At 66.5% G+C, this 16,714-nt stretch carries 17 protein-coding genes; 9 read left to right on the top strand and 8 right to left on the bottom strand.

Features of this window, described 5'->3' with window-relative positions; all coding sequences use genetic code 11:
• The first annotated feature begins 85 nt into the window (after positions 1 to 85).
• From tkt to A3Q7_RS0110900, 6 genes are all read left to right on the top strand, one after another.
• Positions 86 to 2,107 (top strand): transketolase, encoded by a 2,022-nt coding sequence (gene tkt / locus A3Q7_RS0110875; RefSeq protein WP_018411906.1) that lies wholly within the window; start codon positions 86 to 88, stop codon positions 2,105 to 2,107.
• A gap of 129 nt (positions 2,108 to 2,236) precedes the next feature.
• Entirely contained in the window at positions 2,237 to 3,253 is a 1,017-nt protein-coding gene (gap, locus tag A3Q7_RS0110880; RefSeq protein ID WP_018411907.1) for a type I glyceraldehyde-3-phosphate dehydrogenase, read from the top strand.
• 109 nt (positions 3,254 to 3,362) lie between these two features.
• Positions 3,363 to 4,529, top strand: a complete 1,167-nt coding sequence (locus A3Q7_RS0110885; protein WP_018411908.1) for a phosphoglycerate kinase — start codon at positions 3,363 to 3,365, stop codon at positions 4,527 to 4,529.
• A 36-nt stretch (positions 4,530 to 4,565) separates the two neighbouring features.
• Positions 4,566 to 6,014, top strand: coding sequence for a pyruvate kinase (pyk, locus tag A3Q7_RS0110890; protein ID WP_018411909.1), 1,449 nt, complete (start codon positions 4,566 to 4,568; stop codon positions 6,012 to 6,014).
• Positions 6,015 to 6,038: 24 nt separating this feature from the next.
• The gene (gene fba, locus A3Q7_RS0110895) at positions 6,039 to 7,103 is read left to right on the top strand and encodes a class II fructose-bisphosphate aldolase (protein ID WP_018411910.1); all 1,065 of its coding nucleotides are present in this window, start codon (positions 6,039 to 6,041) and stop codon (positions 7,101 to 7,103) included.
• Between the two features lie 20 nt (positions 7,104 to 7,123).
• Complete coding sequence (locus A3Q7_RS0110900) at positions 7,124 to 8,005, top strand: phosphoribosylaminoimidazolesuccinocarboxamide synthase (protein WP_018411911.1); 882 nt, start codon at positions 7,124 to 7,126, stop codon at positions 8,003 to 8,005.
• 29 nt (positions 8,006 to 8,034) lie between these two features.
• On the opposite strand, the gene A3Q7_RS0110905 is transcribed toward A3Q7_RS0110900, so the two are convergent.
• Positions 8,035 to 10,722: an ATP-binding protein gene (locus A3Q7_RS0110905; protein ID WP_018411912.1), complete on the bottom strand. Its 2,688-nt coding sequence runs from the start codon at positions 10,720 to 10,722 to the stop codon at positions 8,035 to 8,037.
• Between the two features lie 347 nt (positions 10,723 to 11,069).
• Here A3Q7_RS0110905 and A3Q7_RS19780 point away from each other — a divergent pair, with 347 nt between their 5' ends.
• The 3 genes from A3Q7_RS19780 to trxC all read left to right on the top strand — a co-directional run bounded on the left by A3Q7_RS19780 (position 11,070) and on the right by trxC (position 12,375).
• Positions 11,070 to 11,411: a hypothetical protein gene (locus A3Q7_RS19780; RefSeq protein WP_232418064.1), complete on the top strand. Its 342-nt coding sequence runs from the start codon at positions 11,070 to 11,072 to the stop codon at positions 11,409 to 11,411.
• Between the two features lie 144 nt (positions 11,412 to 11,555).
• Positions 11,556 to 11,864, top strand: coding sequence for a TraR/DksA family transcriptional regulator (locus A3Q7_RS0110915; protein WP_018411914.1), 309 nt, complete (start codon positions 11,556 to 11,558; stop codon positions 11,862 to 11,864).
• A gap of 85 nt (positions 11,865 to 11,949) precedes the next feature.
• Complete coding sequence (gene trxC, locus A3Q7_RS0110920) at positions 11,950 to 12,375, top strand: thioredoxin TrxC (RefSeq protein ID WP_018411915.1); 426 nt, start codon at positions 11,950 to 11,952, stop codon at positions 12,373 to 12,375.
• Positions 12,376 to 12,456: 81 nt separating this feature from the next.
• On the opposite strand, the gene A3Q7_RS0110925 is transcribed toward trxC, so the two are convergent.
• From A3Q7_RS0110925 to A3Q7_RS0110955, 7 genes are all read right to left on the bottom strand, one after another.
• Positions 12,457 to 12,921, bottom strand: a complete 465-nt coding sequence (locus A3Q7_RS0110925) for a GNAT family N-acetyltransferase (protein ID WP_018411916.1) — start codon at positions 12,919 to 12,921, stop codon at positions 12,457 to 12,459.
• Between the two features lie 147 nt (positions 12,922 to 13,068).
• Complete coding sequence (locus A3Q7_RS0110930; protein WP_018411917.1) at positions 13,069 to 13,263, bottom strand: hypothetical protein; 195 nt, start codon at positions 13,261 to 13,263, stop codon at positions 13,069 to 13,071.
• 118 nt (positions 13,264 to 13,381) lie between these two features.
• Positions 13,382 to 14,038 (bottom strand): 5-formyltetrahydrofolate cyclo-ligase, encoded by a 657-nt coding sequence (locus A3Q7_RS0110935; protein ID WP_018411918.1) that lies wholly within the window; start codon positions 14,036 to 14,038, stop codon positions 13,382 to 13,384.
• A 112-nt stretch (positions 14,039 to 14,150) separates the two neighbouring features.
• Complete coding sequence (locus A3Q7_RS0110940; RefSeq protein ID WP_018411919.1) at positions 14,151 to 14,483, bottom strand: hypothetical protein; 333 nt, start codon at positions 14,481 to 14,483, stop codon at positions 14,151 to 14,153.
• Positions 14,484 to 14,587: 104 nt separating this feature from the next.
• Entirely contained in the window at positions 14,588 to 15,439 is an 852-nt protein-coding gene (locus A3Q7_RS0110945) for an enoyl-CoA hydratase-related protein (protein ID WP_018411920.1), read from the bottom strand.
• A 2-nt stretch (positions 15,440 to 15,441) separates the two neighbouring features.
• The gene (locus tag A3Q7_RS0110950; RefSeq protein WP_018411921.1) at positions 15,442 to 16,350 is read right to left on the bottom strand and encodes a DUF808 domain-containing protein; all 909 of its coding nucleotides are present in this window, start codon (positions 16,348 to 16,350) and stop codon (positions 15,442 to 15,444) included.
• 40 nt (positions 16,351 to 16,390) lie between these two features.
• Positions 16,391 to 16,687, bottom strand: a complete 297-nt coding sequence (locus A3Q7_RS0110955; protein ID WP_018411922.1) for a hypothetical protein — start codon at positions 16,685 to 16,687, stop codon at positions 16,391 to 16,393.
• Positions 16,688 to 16,714: the final 27 nt, after the last annotated feature.

The following is a 16,714-nucleotide window of genomic DNA, read 5'->3' on the forward strand; positions in this document are numbered from 1 at the left end:
CGCCGCCAGCCGTGCAGCGGCCCGACTGGCGGGAGGCCTTGTTTTCGCGGATAATTGCGGGTTTTTCCGGCCGGACCCCCGTTTGATGAGCGCGCCTTCAGTGACCCCCAAAGCAGGCTTCAATCCGATCACCGGCGCCATCCGCGCCCTGGCGATGGATGCCGTCCAGAAAGCCAATTCCGGCCACCCCGGCGCTCCGATGGGCATGGCGGAAATCGCCGAAGTGCTGTGGCGCCATCATCTGAAGCACAATCCCGCCAATCCTGGCTGGGCCGATCGTGACCGCTTCGTGCTGTCCAATGGCCACGGCTCCATGCTGCTGTACGCCCTGCTGCATCTGTCCGGTTATGACCTGTCGATCGACGACCTGAAGTCCTTCCGCCAACTGCATTCCAGGACGCCCGGCCATCCGGAGCACGGCTATGCGCCCGGTGTGGAAACCACCACCGGCCCGCTCGGCCAGGGCATCGCCAATGCGGTCGGCATGGCGCTCGCCGAGCGGGCGCTGGCGGCGCAGTTCAACCGGCCCGGCCATGCCGTCGTCGATCACTACACCTGGTGCTTCGTCGGCGACGGTTGCCTGATGGAAGGCATTTCGCACGAAGCCTGCTCGCTGGCCGGCACCCAGGGTCTGGGCAAGCTCATCGTGTTCTACGACGACAACGGCATTTCCATCGACGGTCATGTCAAGGGCTGGTTCGCCGACGACACGCCGAAGCGCTTCCAGGCCTATGGCTGGCAGGTCATCCCTGACGTGGACGGTCACGACTCCGCCGCCATCGACGCGGCGATCCGCGCTGCAAAGGCGGATACGGCACGCCCCACCCTCATCTGCTGCCGTACCGTGATCGGACTGGGTTCCCCCAACAAGGCCGGTGGCCATGATGTGCACGGCGCACCGCTGGGCGCGGCGGAAATCGAAGCCGCGCGCAAGCACATAGGCTGGACCCATGCCCCGTTCGAAATCCCCGCCGACGTCTATGCCGCCTGGGACGCGCGTCCGGCCGGTAGCAAGGCCGAGGAGAACTGGAACACGCGCTTCGCTGCCTACCGCGCGGAACATCCGGATCTGGCGGACGAATTCACGCGCCGCATGCGCGGGTCGCTGCCCGATGGCTTCGACCGCGTGGTGGCCGATACGGTGGCCAGATTCGACGCAAAGGGCGAAAGCATCGCCAGCCGCAAGGCGAGCCAGAACTGCATCGAATCCTTCGCGCCCGCGCTGCCGGAACTGCTCGGCGGATCGGCCGACCTGGCCGGTTCCAACCTGACGCTGTGGTCAGGCTCCAGGGGCGTTTCGGCGAGCAATCCGGGCGGCAACTATCTGTATTACGGCGTGCGCGAGTTCGGCATGGCGGCGATTGCCAACGGCATTGCGCTGCATGGCGGATTCCTTCCCTACACCGCCACCTTCCTGATGTTCTCGGAATACGCCCGCAACGCGCTGCGCATGGCCGCGCTGATGAAGGTGCGCCAGATCTTCGTATTCACGCACGACTCCATCGGCCTCGGCGAGGACGGCCCGACCCACCAGCCGGTGGAACAGACCGCGACCTTGCGCCTGATGCCCAATATGGATGTCTGGCGCCCGTGCGACACGGTGGAATCGGCGGTCGCCTGGGCCAGCGCGATCAAGCGCAGCGAAGGACCGACCTCGCTCATCTTTTCGCGCCAGAACCTGCCGCACGTCGCCCGCGACGAAGGCACCCGCTCCGCGATCGCGCGCGGCGGCTATGTGCTGTCCGAAGCCGCCGGCAAGGTGGCCGCGGTACTGATCGCCACCGGCTCCGAGGTGTCGCTCGCACTGGCGGCACAGAAGGCGCTGGAAGCGGAAGGCATCATGGTGCGCGTGGTATCGATGCCGTCGACCAGCGTGTTCGACCGCCAGGATGGCGCCTGGCGCGACGGCGTGCTGCCGCGCGGCATTCCGCGTGTGGCGGTGGAAGCGGGCGTGACCGATCTGTGGCGCAAGTACGTCGGACTGGACGGGGCCGTGATCGGCCTGGATCACTTCGGCGAGTCGGCGCCGGCGGGCGAGCTTTACAAGGCCTTCGGCATCACGGCCGACGCAGTCGCCCAGGCGGTCCGGCAAGTGCTTGGCAAATGACCGCGCGACGCAGCCGCCTGCCGCGTCCATACGGTCAAATGCCAATTTAGGCGCAGCGCCGCCACAAGCGGCGCAGCACAATCCTCGACTTTTCCTGAACACATACCCATCGAAGAGGGAGTTGCTGATATGACGATCAAGGTTGCGATCAATGGTTACGGCCGCATCGGCCGCAATGTGCTGCGTGCCCATTACGAAGGCGGCAAGCGTCACGACATCGAGATCGTCGCCATCAACGACCTCGGCGATCCGAAGACGAACGCCCATCTGACGCAATACGACACGGCGCACGGCAAGTTCCCGGGCACGGTGAGCGTCGATGGCGACCATATGGTGGTCAATGGCGACAGGATCCGCGTGCTGGCCAACCGCAATCCCGCCGAGCTGCCGTGGGGCGAACTGGGCGTCGATGTGGTGATGGAGTGCACCGGCTTCTTCACCAGCAAGGAAAAAGCCTCGGCCCACCTGAAGGGCGGCGCGAAGAAGGTGATCATTTCCGCGCCGGGCGGCAAGGATGTCGACGCCACCGTGGTCTATGGCGTGAACCACGGCGTACTGAAAGCGAGCGACACGGTCATTTCGAACGCAAGCTGCACCACCAACTGCCTGGCCCCGCTGGTCAAGCCGCTGAACGACAGGATAGGCGTGGAAACCGGTCTGATGACCACCATTCATGCCTTCACCAACGACCAGGTGCTGACCGACGTCTATCACGAAGATCTGCGCCGCGCGCGCAGCGCAACGCAGTCCATGATTCCCACCAAGACCGGCGCCGCCGCCGCGGTCGGTCTGGTGCTGCCGGAACTGAATGGCAAGCTGGATGGTTTCGCCATCCGCGTGCCCACCATCAATGTGTCGGTGGTGGACCTCACCTTCACCGCCCGGCGCGCCACCACGGTCGATGAAGTGAACGCCGTGCTGAAGGCCGCGTCGGAAGGCGAGCTGGCCGGCATCCTCGGCTACAACACGCTGCCGCTGGTGAGCATCGACTTCAACCATGACCCGCGCTCCAGCGTGTTCGACTCGACGCAGACCCGCGTGTCGCCGGACGGCAAGCTGGTCAAGGTGCTGTCCTGGTACGACAACGAGTGGGGCTTTTCCAACCGCATGCTGGACACCACGGTCGCGCTGATGAGCGCCAAGTAAGGATATCGCGGCGACCAAGCGGGGCCGGGGACATCAGCCGTCCCTGCCCCGCTTCGTTTTTCCCGTTCCCGAAAATCCACTCGATCACGCACCTCGCGGAGGATTCACGATGCAGTTCAAGCGACTTTCCGATCTCGACCTCAAGGGCAAGCGGGTGTTCATCCGCTCCGACCTGAACGTGCCGCAGGACGACGCCGGCAACATCACCGAAGACACGCGCATCCGCGCCTCGCTGCCGGCCATACGCGCCGCCCGCGACGCGGGCGCTGCCGTCATGGTCACCTCTCATCTGGGCCGTCCCACCGAGGGCGACCTGAAGTCCGAGGATTCGCTGGCGCCGATCGCGCGCCGCATGTCCGAACTGCTGGGCTTCGACGTGAAGCTGGTGAGCAACTGGGTGGACGGCGTGCAGGTCGCGCCGGGCGAAGTCGTGCTGCTCGAGAACTGCCGCGCCAACAAGGGCGAGAAGAAGTGCGACGAGGCGCTGTCGAAGAAACTCGCCGCGCTGTGCGACATCTGGGTGAATGACGCCTTCGGCACCGCGCATCGGGCGGAAGCCACCACCTACGGCATGGGGCAGTACGCGCCGGTCGCCTGCGCCGGTCCGCTGATGGCCAGCGAACTGGATGCGCTGGGCCGTGCGCTGGGTCAGCCGGCGCGGCCGCTGCTCGCCATCGTCGCCGGCTCCAAGGTATCGACCAAGCTCACGCTGCTGGAGAACCTGGCCGACAAGGTGGATCAACTCATTGTCGGCGGCGGCATCGCCAACACCTTCCTGCTCGCCGCGGGCAAGAAGATCGGCAAGTCGCTGGCGGAACCTGATCTGGTCGACGCGGCCAAGCGCGTGATGGCCAAGACGAAGGTGCCGCTGCCGGAAGACGTGGTGTGCGCCAAGTCCTTTGCCGCCGACGCCGACGCGACGGTGAAATCCGTCGATGAGGTGGCCGACGACGACATGATCCTGGACATCGGCCCGAAAGCGGCCGCCAGTCTGGCGGAAGCCCTGAAGTCAGCCGGCACCGTGGTGTGGAACGGCCCGGTCGGCGTATTCGAATTCGACGCCTTCGGTCGTGGCACCGAAACCCTGGCCCGCGCGATCGCGGAATCCACGGCATTTTCCATCGCCGGAGGTGGCGACACGCTCGCCGCCATCGCAAAATACGGCATCGCCGATCAGGTGAGCTATATCTCGACCGGCGGCGGCGCCTTCCTCGAATTCCTCGAGGGCAAGACGCTGCCGGCCGTCGACATCCTGCAGCGGCGTGCCCGGAACTGAAACCCACAAGAACCTGATAACGGAGACTGCCCAGCCATGCATCGCTTCACCAAGATTGTCGCCACACTCGGCCCCGCATCCAGTGACCCGGCCACGCTGACCCGGCTGGTCGAAGCCGGCGTCGATGTCGTGCGGCTGAATTTTTCGCATGGCAAGGCGGAGGATCACCGCGCACGTGTCGAGGCGCTGCACGCAGCGGTCGCCAAGGTGGGGCGAACGGTGGGCGTGATGGCCGACCTGCAGGGACCGAAGATCCGCGTCGGCAAGTTTGCCGGCAGCAAGGTGTTGCTGAAGGCCGGGCAGACCTTCGTGTTCGACATCGAATGCCCGCTCGGCGACGCCGAACGCGTCGGCCTCGATTACCCGGAACTGGTGAATGACGTCGAGCCGGGTGCCGTGCTGCTGCTGGACGATGGCCGCATCGTGATGGACGTGAAGTCGGTCAGCGACACGCAGATCCACTGCATCGTGCGCCACGGCGGCGAGCTGTCCAACAACAAGGGCATCAACCGCCAGGGCGGCGGCCTGTCGGCGCCGGCGCTGACGCCCAAGGACATGGAAGACATCAAGATCGCGGCGTCGCTGAACGTGGACTATGTCGCGGTAAGCTTCCCGAAGAGCGGCGACGACATGCGCCAGGCGCGCGAACTGCTGCGCGCCGCCGGCTCCAATGCGCTGTTGATCGCCAAGATCGAGCGGGTGGAAGCCATTCCGGCGCTGGAGGAAATCCTCGAAGCATCGGATGGCGCGATGGTGGCGCGCGGCGACCTCGCGGTCGAGGTGGGCGACGCTGCGGTGCCGGCCATGCAGAAGCGCATCATTCGCGTATCGCGCGAAATGAACAAGCTGGTGATCACGGCGACCCAGATGATGGAATCCATGATCCACAGCCCGGTGCCTACGCGCGCCGAAGTGTCGGACGTGGCCAACGCGGTGCTCGACGGCACGGACGCCGTCATGTTGTCGGCGGAAACCGCCTCCGGCCAGTATCCGGTGGAAACGGTCGAGGCGATGAGCCGCATCTGCGTCGAAGCGGAGAAGTCGGCAGAGGTCAAGCTCGACCAGGAATTCCTGCAGCGCGTGTTCACCCGCATCGACCAGTCGATCGCGATGGCCGCCCTGTTCTCGGCCTTCCACCTCAAGGTGAAGGCGATCGCGACGCTGACCCAGTCGGGCTCGACCTCGCTGTGGATGTCGCGGCTGAACAGCGGCGTGCCGATCTACGCGCTGACACCCGAAGTGCGCACTCGTTACAAATTGTCGATGTATCGCGGCGTGACACCGCTCATGATCAAGCTGGATGCCGACGCGGACCGCGACCGCATGCTGATCGACGCCGAGGCCGAGCTGCTGCGCGCAGGCGTGGTCAAGGTCGGCGACCTCATCGTGATGTCCTTCGGCGAGCCTATCGGCGTGCCGGGCGGTACCAATACACTGAAAATCGTCAAGGTCGGGGAGTATCGTCAACTCTCCTCCGTAATCTGATCCGAACCCTGCAGGAGATCACCCATGCCCCTGGTATCCATGCGCCAACTGCTGGACCACGCCGCCGAAAACGGTTACGGCCTGCCGGCCTTCAACGTGAACAACCTGGAACAGGTCCAGGCGGTCATGAGCGCGGCCGACGAAGTCGGCGCACCGGTCATCCTCCAGGCCAGTGCCGGCGCCCGAAAATACGCCGGCGAGTCCTTCGTCAAGCATCTCATCCAGGCCGCAACCGAAGCCTGGCCGCACATCCCGCTGGTGATGCACCAGGACCACGGCACCAGTCCCAAGGTGTGCCAGGGCGCCCTGGCACTGGGTTTCGGCTCGGTCATGATGGATGGTTCGCTGATGGAGGACGGCAAGACGCCCGCCTCTTTCGACTACAACGTCGAAGTCACCCGCACCGTGGTCGACATGGCGCACAAGGTGGGCGCGACGGTGGAAGGCGAGCTGGGCTGCCTGGGCAACCTGGAAACCGGTGAAGCAGGCGAGGAAGACGGTATCGGCGCCGAAGGCAAGCTGGACCACAGCCAGATGCTGACCGATCCGGAAGAAGCCGCGGTGTTCGTCAAGGCCACCCAGCTTGACGCGCTGGCCATCGCCATCGGTACCAGCCATGGCGCCTACAAGTTCAGCCGCAAGCCGACCGGCGACATCCTGGCCATTTCCCGCGTCAAGGAAATCCACGCCCGCATTCCGAACACCCATCTGGTGATGCACGGCTCGTCCAGCGTGCCGCAGGACCTGCTGGACATCATCAACCAGTACGGTGGAAGGATGAAGCAGACCTATGGCGTGCCGGTGCCGGAAATCCAGGAAGCGATCAAGTACGGCGTGCGCAAGATCAATATCGACACCGACATCCGCATGGCGATGACCGGCGCCGTGCGCAAGTTCATGGCCGAGAACCCGGACAAGTTCGACATGCGCGAATGGATGAAGCCGGCGCGCGAAGCCGCCAAGGCCGTGTGCAAGCAGCGCTATCTCGAATTCGGCTGCGAAGGCCAGGCGCCGAAGATCAAGGCCATCCCGCTCGATGAAATGGCCCGCCGCTACGTGGCCGGCGAACTTGCACAGACCGTGAACTGAACCCTGCACTCCGAACCGAAATGGCCGACGCACTGTTCGAATCCAGCATCAAGAGCCTGCCGTTGATCGCCCGCGGCAAGGTCCGTGACATCTACGCGATCGACGACGACAGGATGCTCATCGTCACCACCGATCGCCTGTCGGCGTTCGATGTCATCCTGCCCGACCCGATACCCGGCAAGGGCAAGGTGCTGACGGCGGTATCCAATTTCTGGTTCGCGAAGCTGGCTTCGGTGTCGCCCAACCACCTGACCGGCATCGCGCCGGAAACGGTGGTGAGCGCCGACGAACGCGATCAGGTCAGCGACCGCGCCATCGTCGTGCGCCGGCTCAAGCCGCTGCCGATCGAGGCCGTCGTGCGCGGCTACCTCATCGGTTCGGGCTGGGGCGACTACTCGCGTACCGGCGCGGTGTGCGGCGTACAACTGCCGCACGGCCTGCGCATGGCTTCCCGCTTGCCTTCGCCCATCTTCACGCCGGCGACCAAGGCGGCGGTCGGCGATCACGACGAGAACATCAGTTACGAACGCACGGTGGAACTGATAGGCGCCGACCTGGCTGCCCAGGTACGCGATACGGCGATCGCGCTGTACAGCGCCGCCGCGGACTACGCGAAGAGCCGCGGCATCATCATCGCCGATACCAAGTTCGAATTCGGTCTCGACAAGGACGGCCGGCTCATCCTGATCGACGAGGCGCTGACGCCCGATTCGTCGCGCTTCTGGCCCGCCGACCAATACCAGGAAGGCAGCAATCCGCCCTCCTTCGACAAGCAGTTCGTGCGCGACTATCTCGAGACGCTGGACTGGAACAAGACCGCCCCGGGCCCGCGCCTGCCGGCGGACATCATCGAGCGCACCGGCGACAAGTACCGCGAGGCGCTGGCCCGTCTGGTCGGTTGAGGGCGGTTGCGCTGTCCTTGGCGCATGGCTCAGGTACCGGTGCGCGGCATGCTGCCGTCCCGCCCGTTCATCAACCGGAACGGAGCGCCGCCCTTCCCCTCGGGCGGGCAGTAGTGTTCGAGCGTGAAGCGGAAGGTCGCGCCGCGCCCCGGCGCCGCATCGACCGACACCCTGCCGCCATGCCTTTCGACGATACGCTTGACGATGGCCAATCCCACTCCGGTGCCGGGGAATTCCTCGGCACCGTGCATGCGCTGGAATACCCCGAACAGCCGTTCGGCATAGGCAGGGTCGAAACCGACGCCGTTGTCGCGTACGCACAAGGCCGCCGGCTGTTGCGTCCTGTCCGCGAATACCTCGACGCGTGACTGGCTGTTGCGCGACGAAAACTTCAGTGCGTTGCCCACGAGGTTCGCGAATACCTGCCGCAGCATGGCCGCATCGCCGCGGGCCGTCCCCAGCCGCGCAACATCCACCTGCGCCGCGGGATACTGCTCGATCAGATCGGCGACGACAGATGCCACCAGCGCGTCCAGATCGATATCGCCGTAGGCGAGATCGATGCGCGATACCCGCGAGAAATGCAGGATGTCGTCTATCAGCAGGCCCATGCGGGTGGCGCCCCGCTGTATGCGCGACAGCATGTCGCGCCCCTCCTCGTCCAGAGCCGCTCCTGCATGTTCGGTCAGCAGATGGGCGAAACCGTTGATTGCCCGCAGCGGGGTGCGCAGGTCGTGCGACACCGAGTAGGAGAAGGCCTCCAGTTCGCCATTGGCCTGTTCGAGCAAGGCCGTGCGTTCGGCCACGCGACGTTCCAGCGATTCGTTCAGCTCATGCAGCTGCCGCTCACTCAGATCGCGCTCGAGTGCCAGCCGTGCGATATCCACCAGTCGTTCGAGCAGCATTTCGTCGGTGCGTGACGGACGTCGCGGACGCTCATGCGCAACGACAAGACCGCCATGCACCGTTCCGTCCTGCAGGGCCAGAGGGAACGCCCACACGGCCTGCAGGCCCTCCCGCAACAACGCATTCCGGCTGTTGCCGGCGAATGACTCTTCGTTCAGATCGCCGCAGATCAGCCCCCGTCCGGCCAGCAACGCGCTGCGCAGAGCGTCGTTGCCATCAAGTTCCTGCAATTGCGCCCGTCCGCCGCCCGACAGGTGCGGGGCGATCAGACGGCAGGACGCTTCGCCTGCAAACAGCATGACCACCGCACGGGTCCGGTCATCGAGCAGTTCGGACAGTAGCAGGGTCAGGCGCAGCATGACTTCCTCCAGTGGCGTGCCACTGGCGATCAGCGACAGCAACTCGCGCTCCGCCGCGTCGATCAGCTCAAGCCGCTTGCGCACGCTCACGTCAGCCACGGTTCCGACCACGCGCCGGCTGCGGCCCTTGGCATCGCGCTGCGCGACGCCGCGCAGCAGGAACCAGCGATAGTCTCCATCGGCGTGGCGCATGCGGATCTCGTGTTCGAAGTGGTCGCTGCGTCCCTTCAGATGATCCGCCAGCGCGGCCGACCACGCCCGCCTGTCGTCCGGATGTATGCCGGACACGAACTCGCGCACCTTCACGCGACGTCCGCCGGCGTCGTAACCCATGATCTGCGACAGACGCGGCGACATGTACATGCGGTCGCTCGGCGCCATCCACTCCGCCAGCCCTTCGTTCATGCCGCGCAAGGCCAGCGCGTAGCGCTGCTCGCTCGCCCGCAGCGCCCGCTCGGCACGGATGCGTGCGGTCAGGTCCGAATACGAAGCAACCAGCGCATAAGGGCGCGCGGCGCCGGCATGGAACAGCGGGTGGGTATTGACATTGAGCCAGCGCACCTGGCCCGCGGCATCCTCGGCACCGATCACCAGATCGCGCAATGCGCGGCCATCGGCAAGCGATCTGACCACCGGATGCATGTCGCGCGCCAGCGCGTGGCCTTGCTCGTCCCACAGCCGCACTTCGCGGCCATTCCGCATCAGTCCCGCGTGTGCGGCATCGAGCCAGTCGCAGGCCTGTCCCTGCCGGTTGCTGGTAACGACGCTGGCCCGCGCGTCGTACAGCACCACCGCTTCCGACAGTGACCCGAGCAGCACGCGAAAGCGCTCCTCGCTGGCACTGAGTGAACGCTGGGCCTGCTTCTGAGCGGTGACATCGTGCGCAATCACCAGCAGGGCAGCCTGACCATCGAGCGTGATCGCACGCGCCGACGCGGAAATCCAGTGCACCGCGCCATCGTGCCGCCGCAACGGCATTTCGACATCGTCGAGATTGCGTGCCTCGAGCAGCAGGCGCGTCAGGTTGAACTTGTCCTGCGGCGTCAGACAAAAATCCATCAGTGCGCGCGAAACAAGCTGTTCCGGCGGCTCGTCGGCCAGGACGGCGAGCGCCTTGTTCAGCACCTTGATGCGGCCCTCGGGGAGGCTGAGCACGCAAGCCGGAAGAGGCAGTTCCTGCAGCACATCGGAAAAGCCCGGACCGGGCGATGCGGCATGCATGGTTTCCGGCTGCGAAGCCGCCCCCAGCCAGCGTCGTCCAGCCAGGGAGAGCAGTGCGCCGCAGCAAATGCACCACGCGCCCCACGCGAGCATCGCGGGCCATCCCTGCGGATAGCACAGTGCGAATCCGGGCAAAGCGATTGCGGTCAGTCCGGCAGCCAGCGCCGGACGCGAAATGTCCAGCCGCTGTGACGCGGGCGGACTGTGCGGAAGGCCTCGTGACAAGGTCATCCTCTCCTGTATCAGACATGCACGAGCGGGGTTCGGGCTCATCATGGCGGTCCGCCGGACCGCCATGCACAGACGCGGAGCAAAGATGCCGTGCGAAGCATAGTACAAAGCGATAGACACGAAAAAGTCCGTTTCGTCGCGCGCGCATCGCGCCCCCCACGATATCCGGCCCCGGGCGGCCTGCTCTGCACGCTGCGCGCCTGTGCTCCGCCACGGCGCACAACAGTCGGAGCACGCGCTGCCCGGTGAGCGATACTGCGCGCATGTCGCACATTCCTGTCCCGGCTCCCGGTTCCGCGACCCCGTCCGCCCGCATTCGTGACTTTCGCGGTCGGCGCTGGGCGGTGGTGGCCTTGCGCTCGCTGCACCTGGTCGGCGTGGTGCTCATCGGCTGTGCGCTGCTGACCGCAGACACCCGCGACCATCGCCTGGCCGCCGCCCTGACGCTGGTCAGCGGCCTCGCGATGTATGGCCTCGAGGTGTGGAGCAAGCCACGGCATGCGGTCGAACTGGCCGGCCTTTTCATTCCGCTCAAGCTGTGCGGCATCGGTGCGATGCTGGTGCTGCCGCAGTTCGCGGCGCTGCTGTTCTGGCTGCTGCTGGTCACGTCCTCCGTCGTGTCGCATGCGCCGGGCAGCTTCAGGCACATCCGCATCCTGCGGCGACCGGGCCGCCAATCCAGGGCTTGACCTCCATCAAGACCCGCGGCAGGTCGCACTGCGAGCATGGGCGCATCAGGAGGGAGGAACATCATGAGTACGCCACCCAGCCCCGCAGATCTTGGGCACCTCGCCGCACGGCTGCAACAGCGCAGAGATGCGCTGCGTCTTCGCATGACCGATCAGTTGGCCGGGGTCAGCCGCGCGGAACACGCACGCGAGGTGCTGCTGCAGGACGGTGATGATGCGCCACAGCGCAGTTCGGAGCGGGAAGTGGATCTGGCGCTGACCGATATCGAAACCGTCGAACTGAATGCACTCGACGCCGCGCTGCAGCGCATGGCGGAAGGACGGTACGGACTGTGCGAGGACTGCGGGACGGACATTCCGGCAGCGCGTCTGGCAGCGGAACCGGAAGCCTCACTGTGCATCGATTGCCAGCGCGCACGCGAACGGGGGCGGGCGCACGGCGCCAGCCTGTGAGCGGCGCTTCGAGGACGGCCCGGCCGCTTGCAAAGACAGGCGGCGATCCCCAGATGCACATTACCGCTTCGCCGGGGAGAACCGCATGCATGTCGTCTGTCCGCATTGCAGCACCGTCAACCGTGTTCCCGAACAGCGCGCGGGCGATGGCCCGGTCTGCGCGCGCTGCCGCTCACCGCTGCTCGACGCGGCTCCGTTCGCACTGGGTGACCACAACTTCGACACCTATGTGACGCGCTCCGACCTGCCTGTGCTGGTCGACTTCTGGGCGGACTGGTGCGGCCCCTGCCGTACCATGGCGCCCCAGTTCGCGGCCGCGGCGGCGCAGCGTCCCGGCGTGCGCTTCGCCAAGGTGGATACCGAAGCCGCACGGCAGACTGCGGCGCGCTTCGCGATCCGCTGCATCCCCAGCCTGCTGCTGTTCCGGAATGGCCGCGAAATCGCGCGCCACGCCGGCGCCATCGGCACGCAGGACATCCTGCGCTGGCTGGACCGGCACGGCGCCGCTTAGAGCCGGCTCATTGCCACGACCGACCCCGCCGGCATCTGTCGCGGGCCTGCGCGGAACGGCTCACCTGCGATCCGCTGGCACTCACGGCACGACATCACATTCGGTCGCCAGCCAGCGCATGGTCAGCATGTCCGACGCGACGAAGCCGTGTCGCGCATAGAAGCGCTGCGCATCGGCATTGACCCGGTCGGTCAGCAGCGTGATGCGCGGGCAGCGTTGCGCACGGGCGTGCGCGATTGCCGCCTGCAGCAATGCGCTGCCCACACCGTCGCGGCGCGCCCGCGGCGCGACCACCATGTCCTCCAGCAACAGCACACGCTCGCCCAGCGCGGTGGACACCGTGTACAGCAGATTCACCATGCCCAGCACCTGGCCGTCGCGACGCGCCAGCAGCACGGTGCCCACCCGCGCGTCGTCGATGATCATTGCCAGTCCGCGCGCCTGCGCCGCCGTGTCGGGCGCGAATTCCGCTTCCTGGGCGAACAGCGTGGCGAGCAGGCCGCACAGGGCCGGAATGTCCTCACGCGTTGCGGGTTCTATCGTCATGGCCGTTGCGCGCAAGCCGGTGCTCGCGCAGTGAAGTGACCTGGGCAGACTATACGAAACCGCCGACGGCGAGCGGGTACGGCGGCCCTGCAGCGCAGGCGAACGCGTGGCCCGGGTACCCGGCTCGCCTTGGGCATCGGCCGCGAGTCAGGAGCCCTCCTCGCGCTGTCCTTCCCAGACCAGTCCGGCAAGCAATCCGGCGAATGACATCAGCACCGCGTACCCCGCGGTGAAGCTTTCGACATGAGTGGCCAGTCCGAAAGCGCACGATACCGCCAGCACAAGAGCCAGCGTCACGCGCCAGATCAGCAAAAGGCCGAGGATTTCAAGAAGTGCATCCATCCGGTGCGCGGACGATGTCCGCGTCAGTGGGTCGGACGCCCAGTTTGATCGGTATGCGCGCCGTGGCAATCATCCCTTTGGATGAATGCCGTGATGCAGGGCGCGACCGCGCGCGAGCTCAGCGCAGTATCCGGCTCACCACCAGCGCATGCGCGCGCTGGGCGCAGTGCTCGACATCCAGTTCGCGCAGCCCGTCGTCCGCGACTTCGAAAATGCCGGCTTCGGTCACGATGTAGTCCATGGGAATATCGTGCGGCTGGGGATGGATGGACGGGATGCGGTTGAGCTCGAACGCGACGCCTATCTTCAGCGGTGGCGCGGCGCAGGCGGCCAGCGTGCGGTCGAAGTAGCCGCCGCCGTAGCCCAGGCGGTAGCCCCGCGCGTCAAACCCCACCATGGGAATGAGCAGCGCATGCGGCTGCACCACGCTGCCATCCTCCGGCACCGGCAGGCCGAACACGCCGGCGCGCGTGGCGACCCCGGGCCACCATTCGCGGAACACCAGCGGTGCATCGCGGGCGACCACCTCGGGCAGCGCCGAGCGCGCGCCATGCATGCGCAGTTCGCGCAGCAGGTGGCGCGCATCGAACTCGCCTCGGAAGGGCCAGCAGAAACCTGTGGTCATCTGCCGCAGCAGAGGGAATCCCGCCTGCAGGTAGCCGGTGATTTCCGCGTTGCGCACCCGGCGCAGGGCGCTGTCCACCGCCTCGCGTTCGGCCAGCAGTCGCAGTCTTTCGGCCTTGCGCCACGCGGCGAGATTGTCGGGTGTGATCATGATGTCCCTCGTCGGCCGGTACGGATGGCATGCCACATGATGACCCCGAACGAGTGGATTGCCAAAGCATGCCCGGCTGCTGCCCCGGGGGCGGCGCGGACGACGGAATAGGTCAGTGCGACCGCTCGCGTTCGCTGCTGATGACCTCGCCTTCGATCACGCGCCCCCCGCCGGAGTCGTTACCGGGCGGCACGCCGGTCCGGCCCTCGCGCGCCGCCGCTTCCATCGCGTCGCGCATCTGGCGCCGCAGCGCGCGGGTCTTCCAGTACATCCAGCCCCACAGTCCGACACCGATCACCAGTGCGACGGCGACCACGATGACCGAGAACATGAGGCCCAGCACCAGCAGGCCGGCGGTCAGCACGACCGCCAGCAGCTTGGCGAGGAAGCCCTTGGGCTGGACGTGCAGGGTGCGGCCCATGCGCGGACCGTAACGGCTGTTCATGAATTCCCTTTCCGGCGTGCGAAATCCGCTGCGCTCAACGCTGAAGTCTGCGCAGCGATCGAATCGATATCGGGCTGACCACGCCCGATTGCAAGGGTTCGCGCTCAGCGGCCGCGGAATACCGGCTTCTTGCGCTCGAGGAAAGCCCTCACGGCCTCGGCGAAATCATCGGTGGCGGCACAGCGGCCGAAGGCGGCGGCCTCGTCGGCAAGCTGAGCCGCGAGCCGGGAGGCATCAGGCGCCGTTTCCTGCCCGGTTGCGCACTGACCGGAGGTGGCAAGCAGGCGCTTGATTTCCGCCCACGCATGACGGGGACCGGCGACCAGCTGTGCGAGCCGTTCCGCAACCGCCACGTCGAAATCCGGCACCGGCACCACCTGTTCGATCAGGCCGAGAGCCCGCGCTTCGTGCGCATCGAAGCGGCGCGCACTCCACATCAGTTCGCGCGCCCGACGCTCGCCCAGCGCGCGCACCAGGAAATACGACTGGCCGCCCGCGCCGGGCTGGGCCAGTCCGATGCCAGCGGTGCTGAACACCGCGTCTTCGGCAGCGATGGCGATATCCGACGCAAGCATCAGCGACAGACCGTAGCCCACGCAGTCTCCGCGCACCGCCGCCAGCACCGGCTGATGCGCGGCGCGCAGCGCCAGGATGACCGGATTGACCTGGTTCTCGACCAGCGCCTGGAAGCGGGCCAGTCTGGCCGGCGCCTGCAGCGGCAGGCTTTGCGCGAATTCCTGCACATCGCCACCCGCGCTGAAACATGCGCCCTCACCCTGCAGCAGCAGCACACGGCAGGACGGATCGGGCTGCAGGCGCTCCAGGTGTTCGCGCAGTGCCTGCATCATGCCGGCGGTAAACGCGTTGCGCCGATCCGGGCGCGAAATGGTGAAGCGCGCGATGCCGTCTTCGCCGAGCGCGGCGAGTATGCGGCTGGATGCGCCCTGCCCGCTCATGCTCAGCCGCCGCGCATGCGCCGTATGCCCATCACCACAGCCAGCGTGATGGCGCCGGCGATGATGCCGGTGAGCGCATCGATCAGCAGCGGCAGCAGCACGCCCGCCACGCCGCCCGTCTCCCCGACCAGTTGATGTACCCGGTCGTGCATGCCCGGAATGCCATGGGTCAGGATGCCCCCGCCGACCAGGAACATGGCGGCGGTACCGGCCACCGACAGCGCCTTCATGAGCCAGGGCGCGACCGCCAGGATGGCGCGACCGGCCGCCTGCGCCAGCGCCGACGCCTGTCGGCTCAGCCAGAGCCCGGCATCGTCCAGCTTGACGATGCCGGCGACCAGGCCATACACGCCCATCGTCATGATGGCGGCGATGCCCGACAGCACGGCCACCTGGGTACCGAATGGCGCATCGGCCACCGTACCCAGGGTGATCGCGATGATTTCTGCGGACAGGATGAAATCGGTGCGTATCGCACCCTTCACCTTGTCCTGCTCGATCCGCACCAGGTCGACCTGCTCGTCCGCCAGCGCGGCAAGACGACGCGCGTGTTCGGCCTCGTCGGCCTCCTTGCTGTGCAGGAAGCGATGCGCCAGTTTTTCCACGCCCTCGAAACAGAGGAAGAGGCCACCCACCATCAGCAAGGGCGTCACCGCGGCCGGCAGAAAGGCGCTGATGAGCAGGGCCAGAGGCACCAGCACGAGCTTGTTGCGCACCGACCCCATGGCGACTGCCCACACCACCGGAAGCTCGCGGTCCGCCTTCACGCCGGCGACCTGCTGCGCATTCAGCGCGAGATCGTCGCCGAGCACGCCGGCTGTCTTCTTCGCGGCCACCTTGGTCAATACCGACACGTCGTCCAGTACGCTGGCGATGTCGTCGATCAGTGCAAGCAGGCTGGCTCCGGCCATGAAATGGGTATCCTGTCTGTGAAATCGTCCGGCCCGCATGCTACCGGAAGTCGCGTGCGCGCCGCAGCGGCACGCGCAGCCACAGATCGAGCAGGTGGGCCGCGCCGGCAGCCGCCAGCCACGCCGGCCAGAAGCCACCCTGGTCCAGCGCCGCAGCCAGCGCACCCATGAGGCAGAATCCGGATGCCAGCGTGGCCAGCCAGGCCGGGGCCAGCGCGCGTCGGCCGGTGCGCCACAGCCAGGCCGTCAGCACCAGCGCTTCGATCAGCACGCATGCCATGATGAAATGGACCAGGCGCACATCCAGCCAGGAGTCGACAGATGTCAGGACAGCCATGAAGCCCTCCGGTGAGTCGGCAGAGGG

Origin of the sequence: Methyloversatilis thermotolerans (assembly GCF_000372885.1) — a bacterium.
Lineage (GTDB): Bacteria > Pseudomonadota > Gammaproteobacteria > Burkholderiales > Rhodocyclaceae > Methyloversatilis > Methyloversatilis thermotolerans.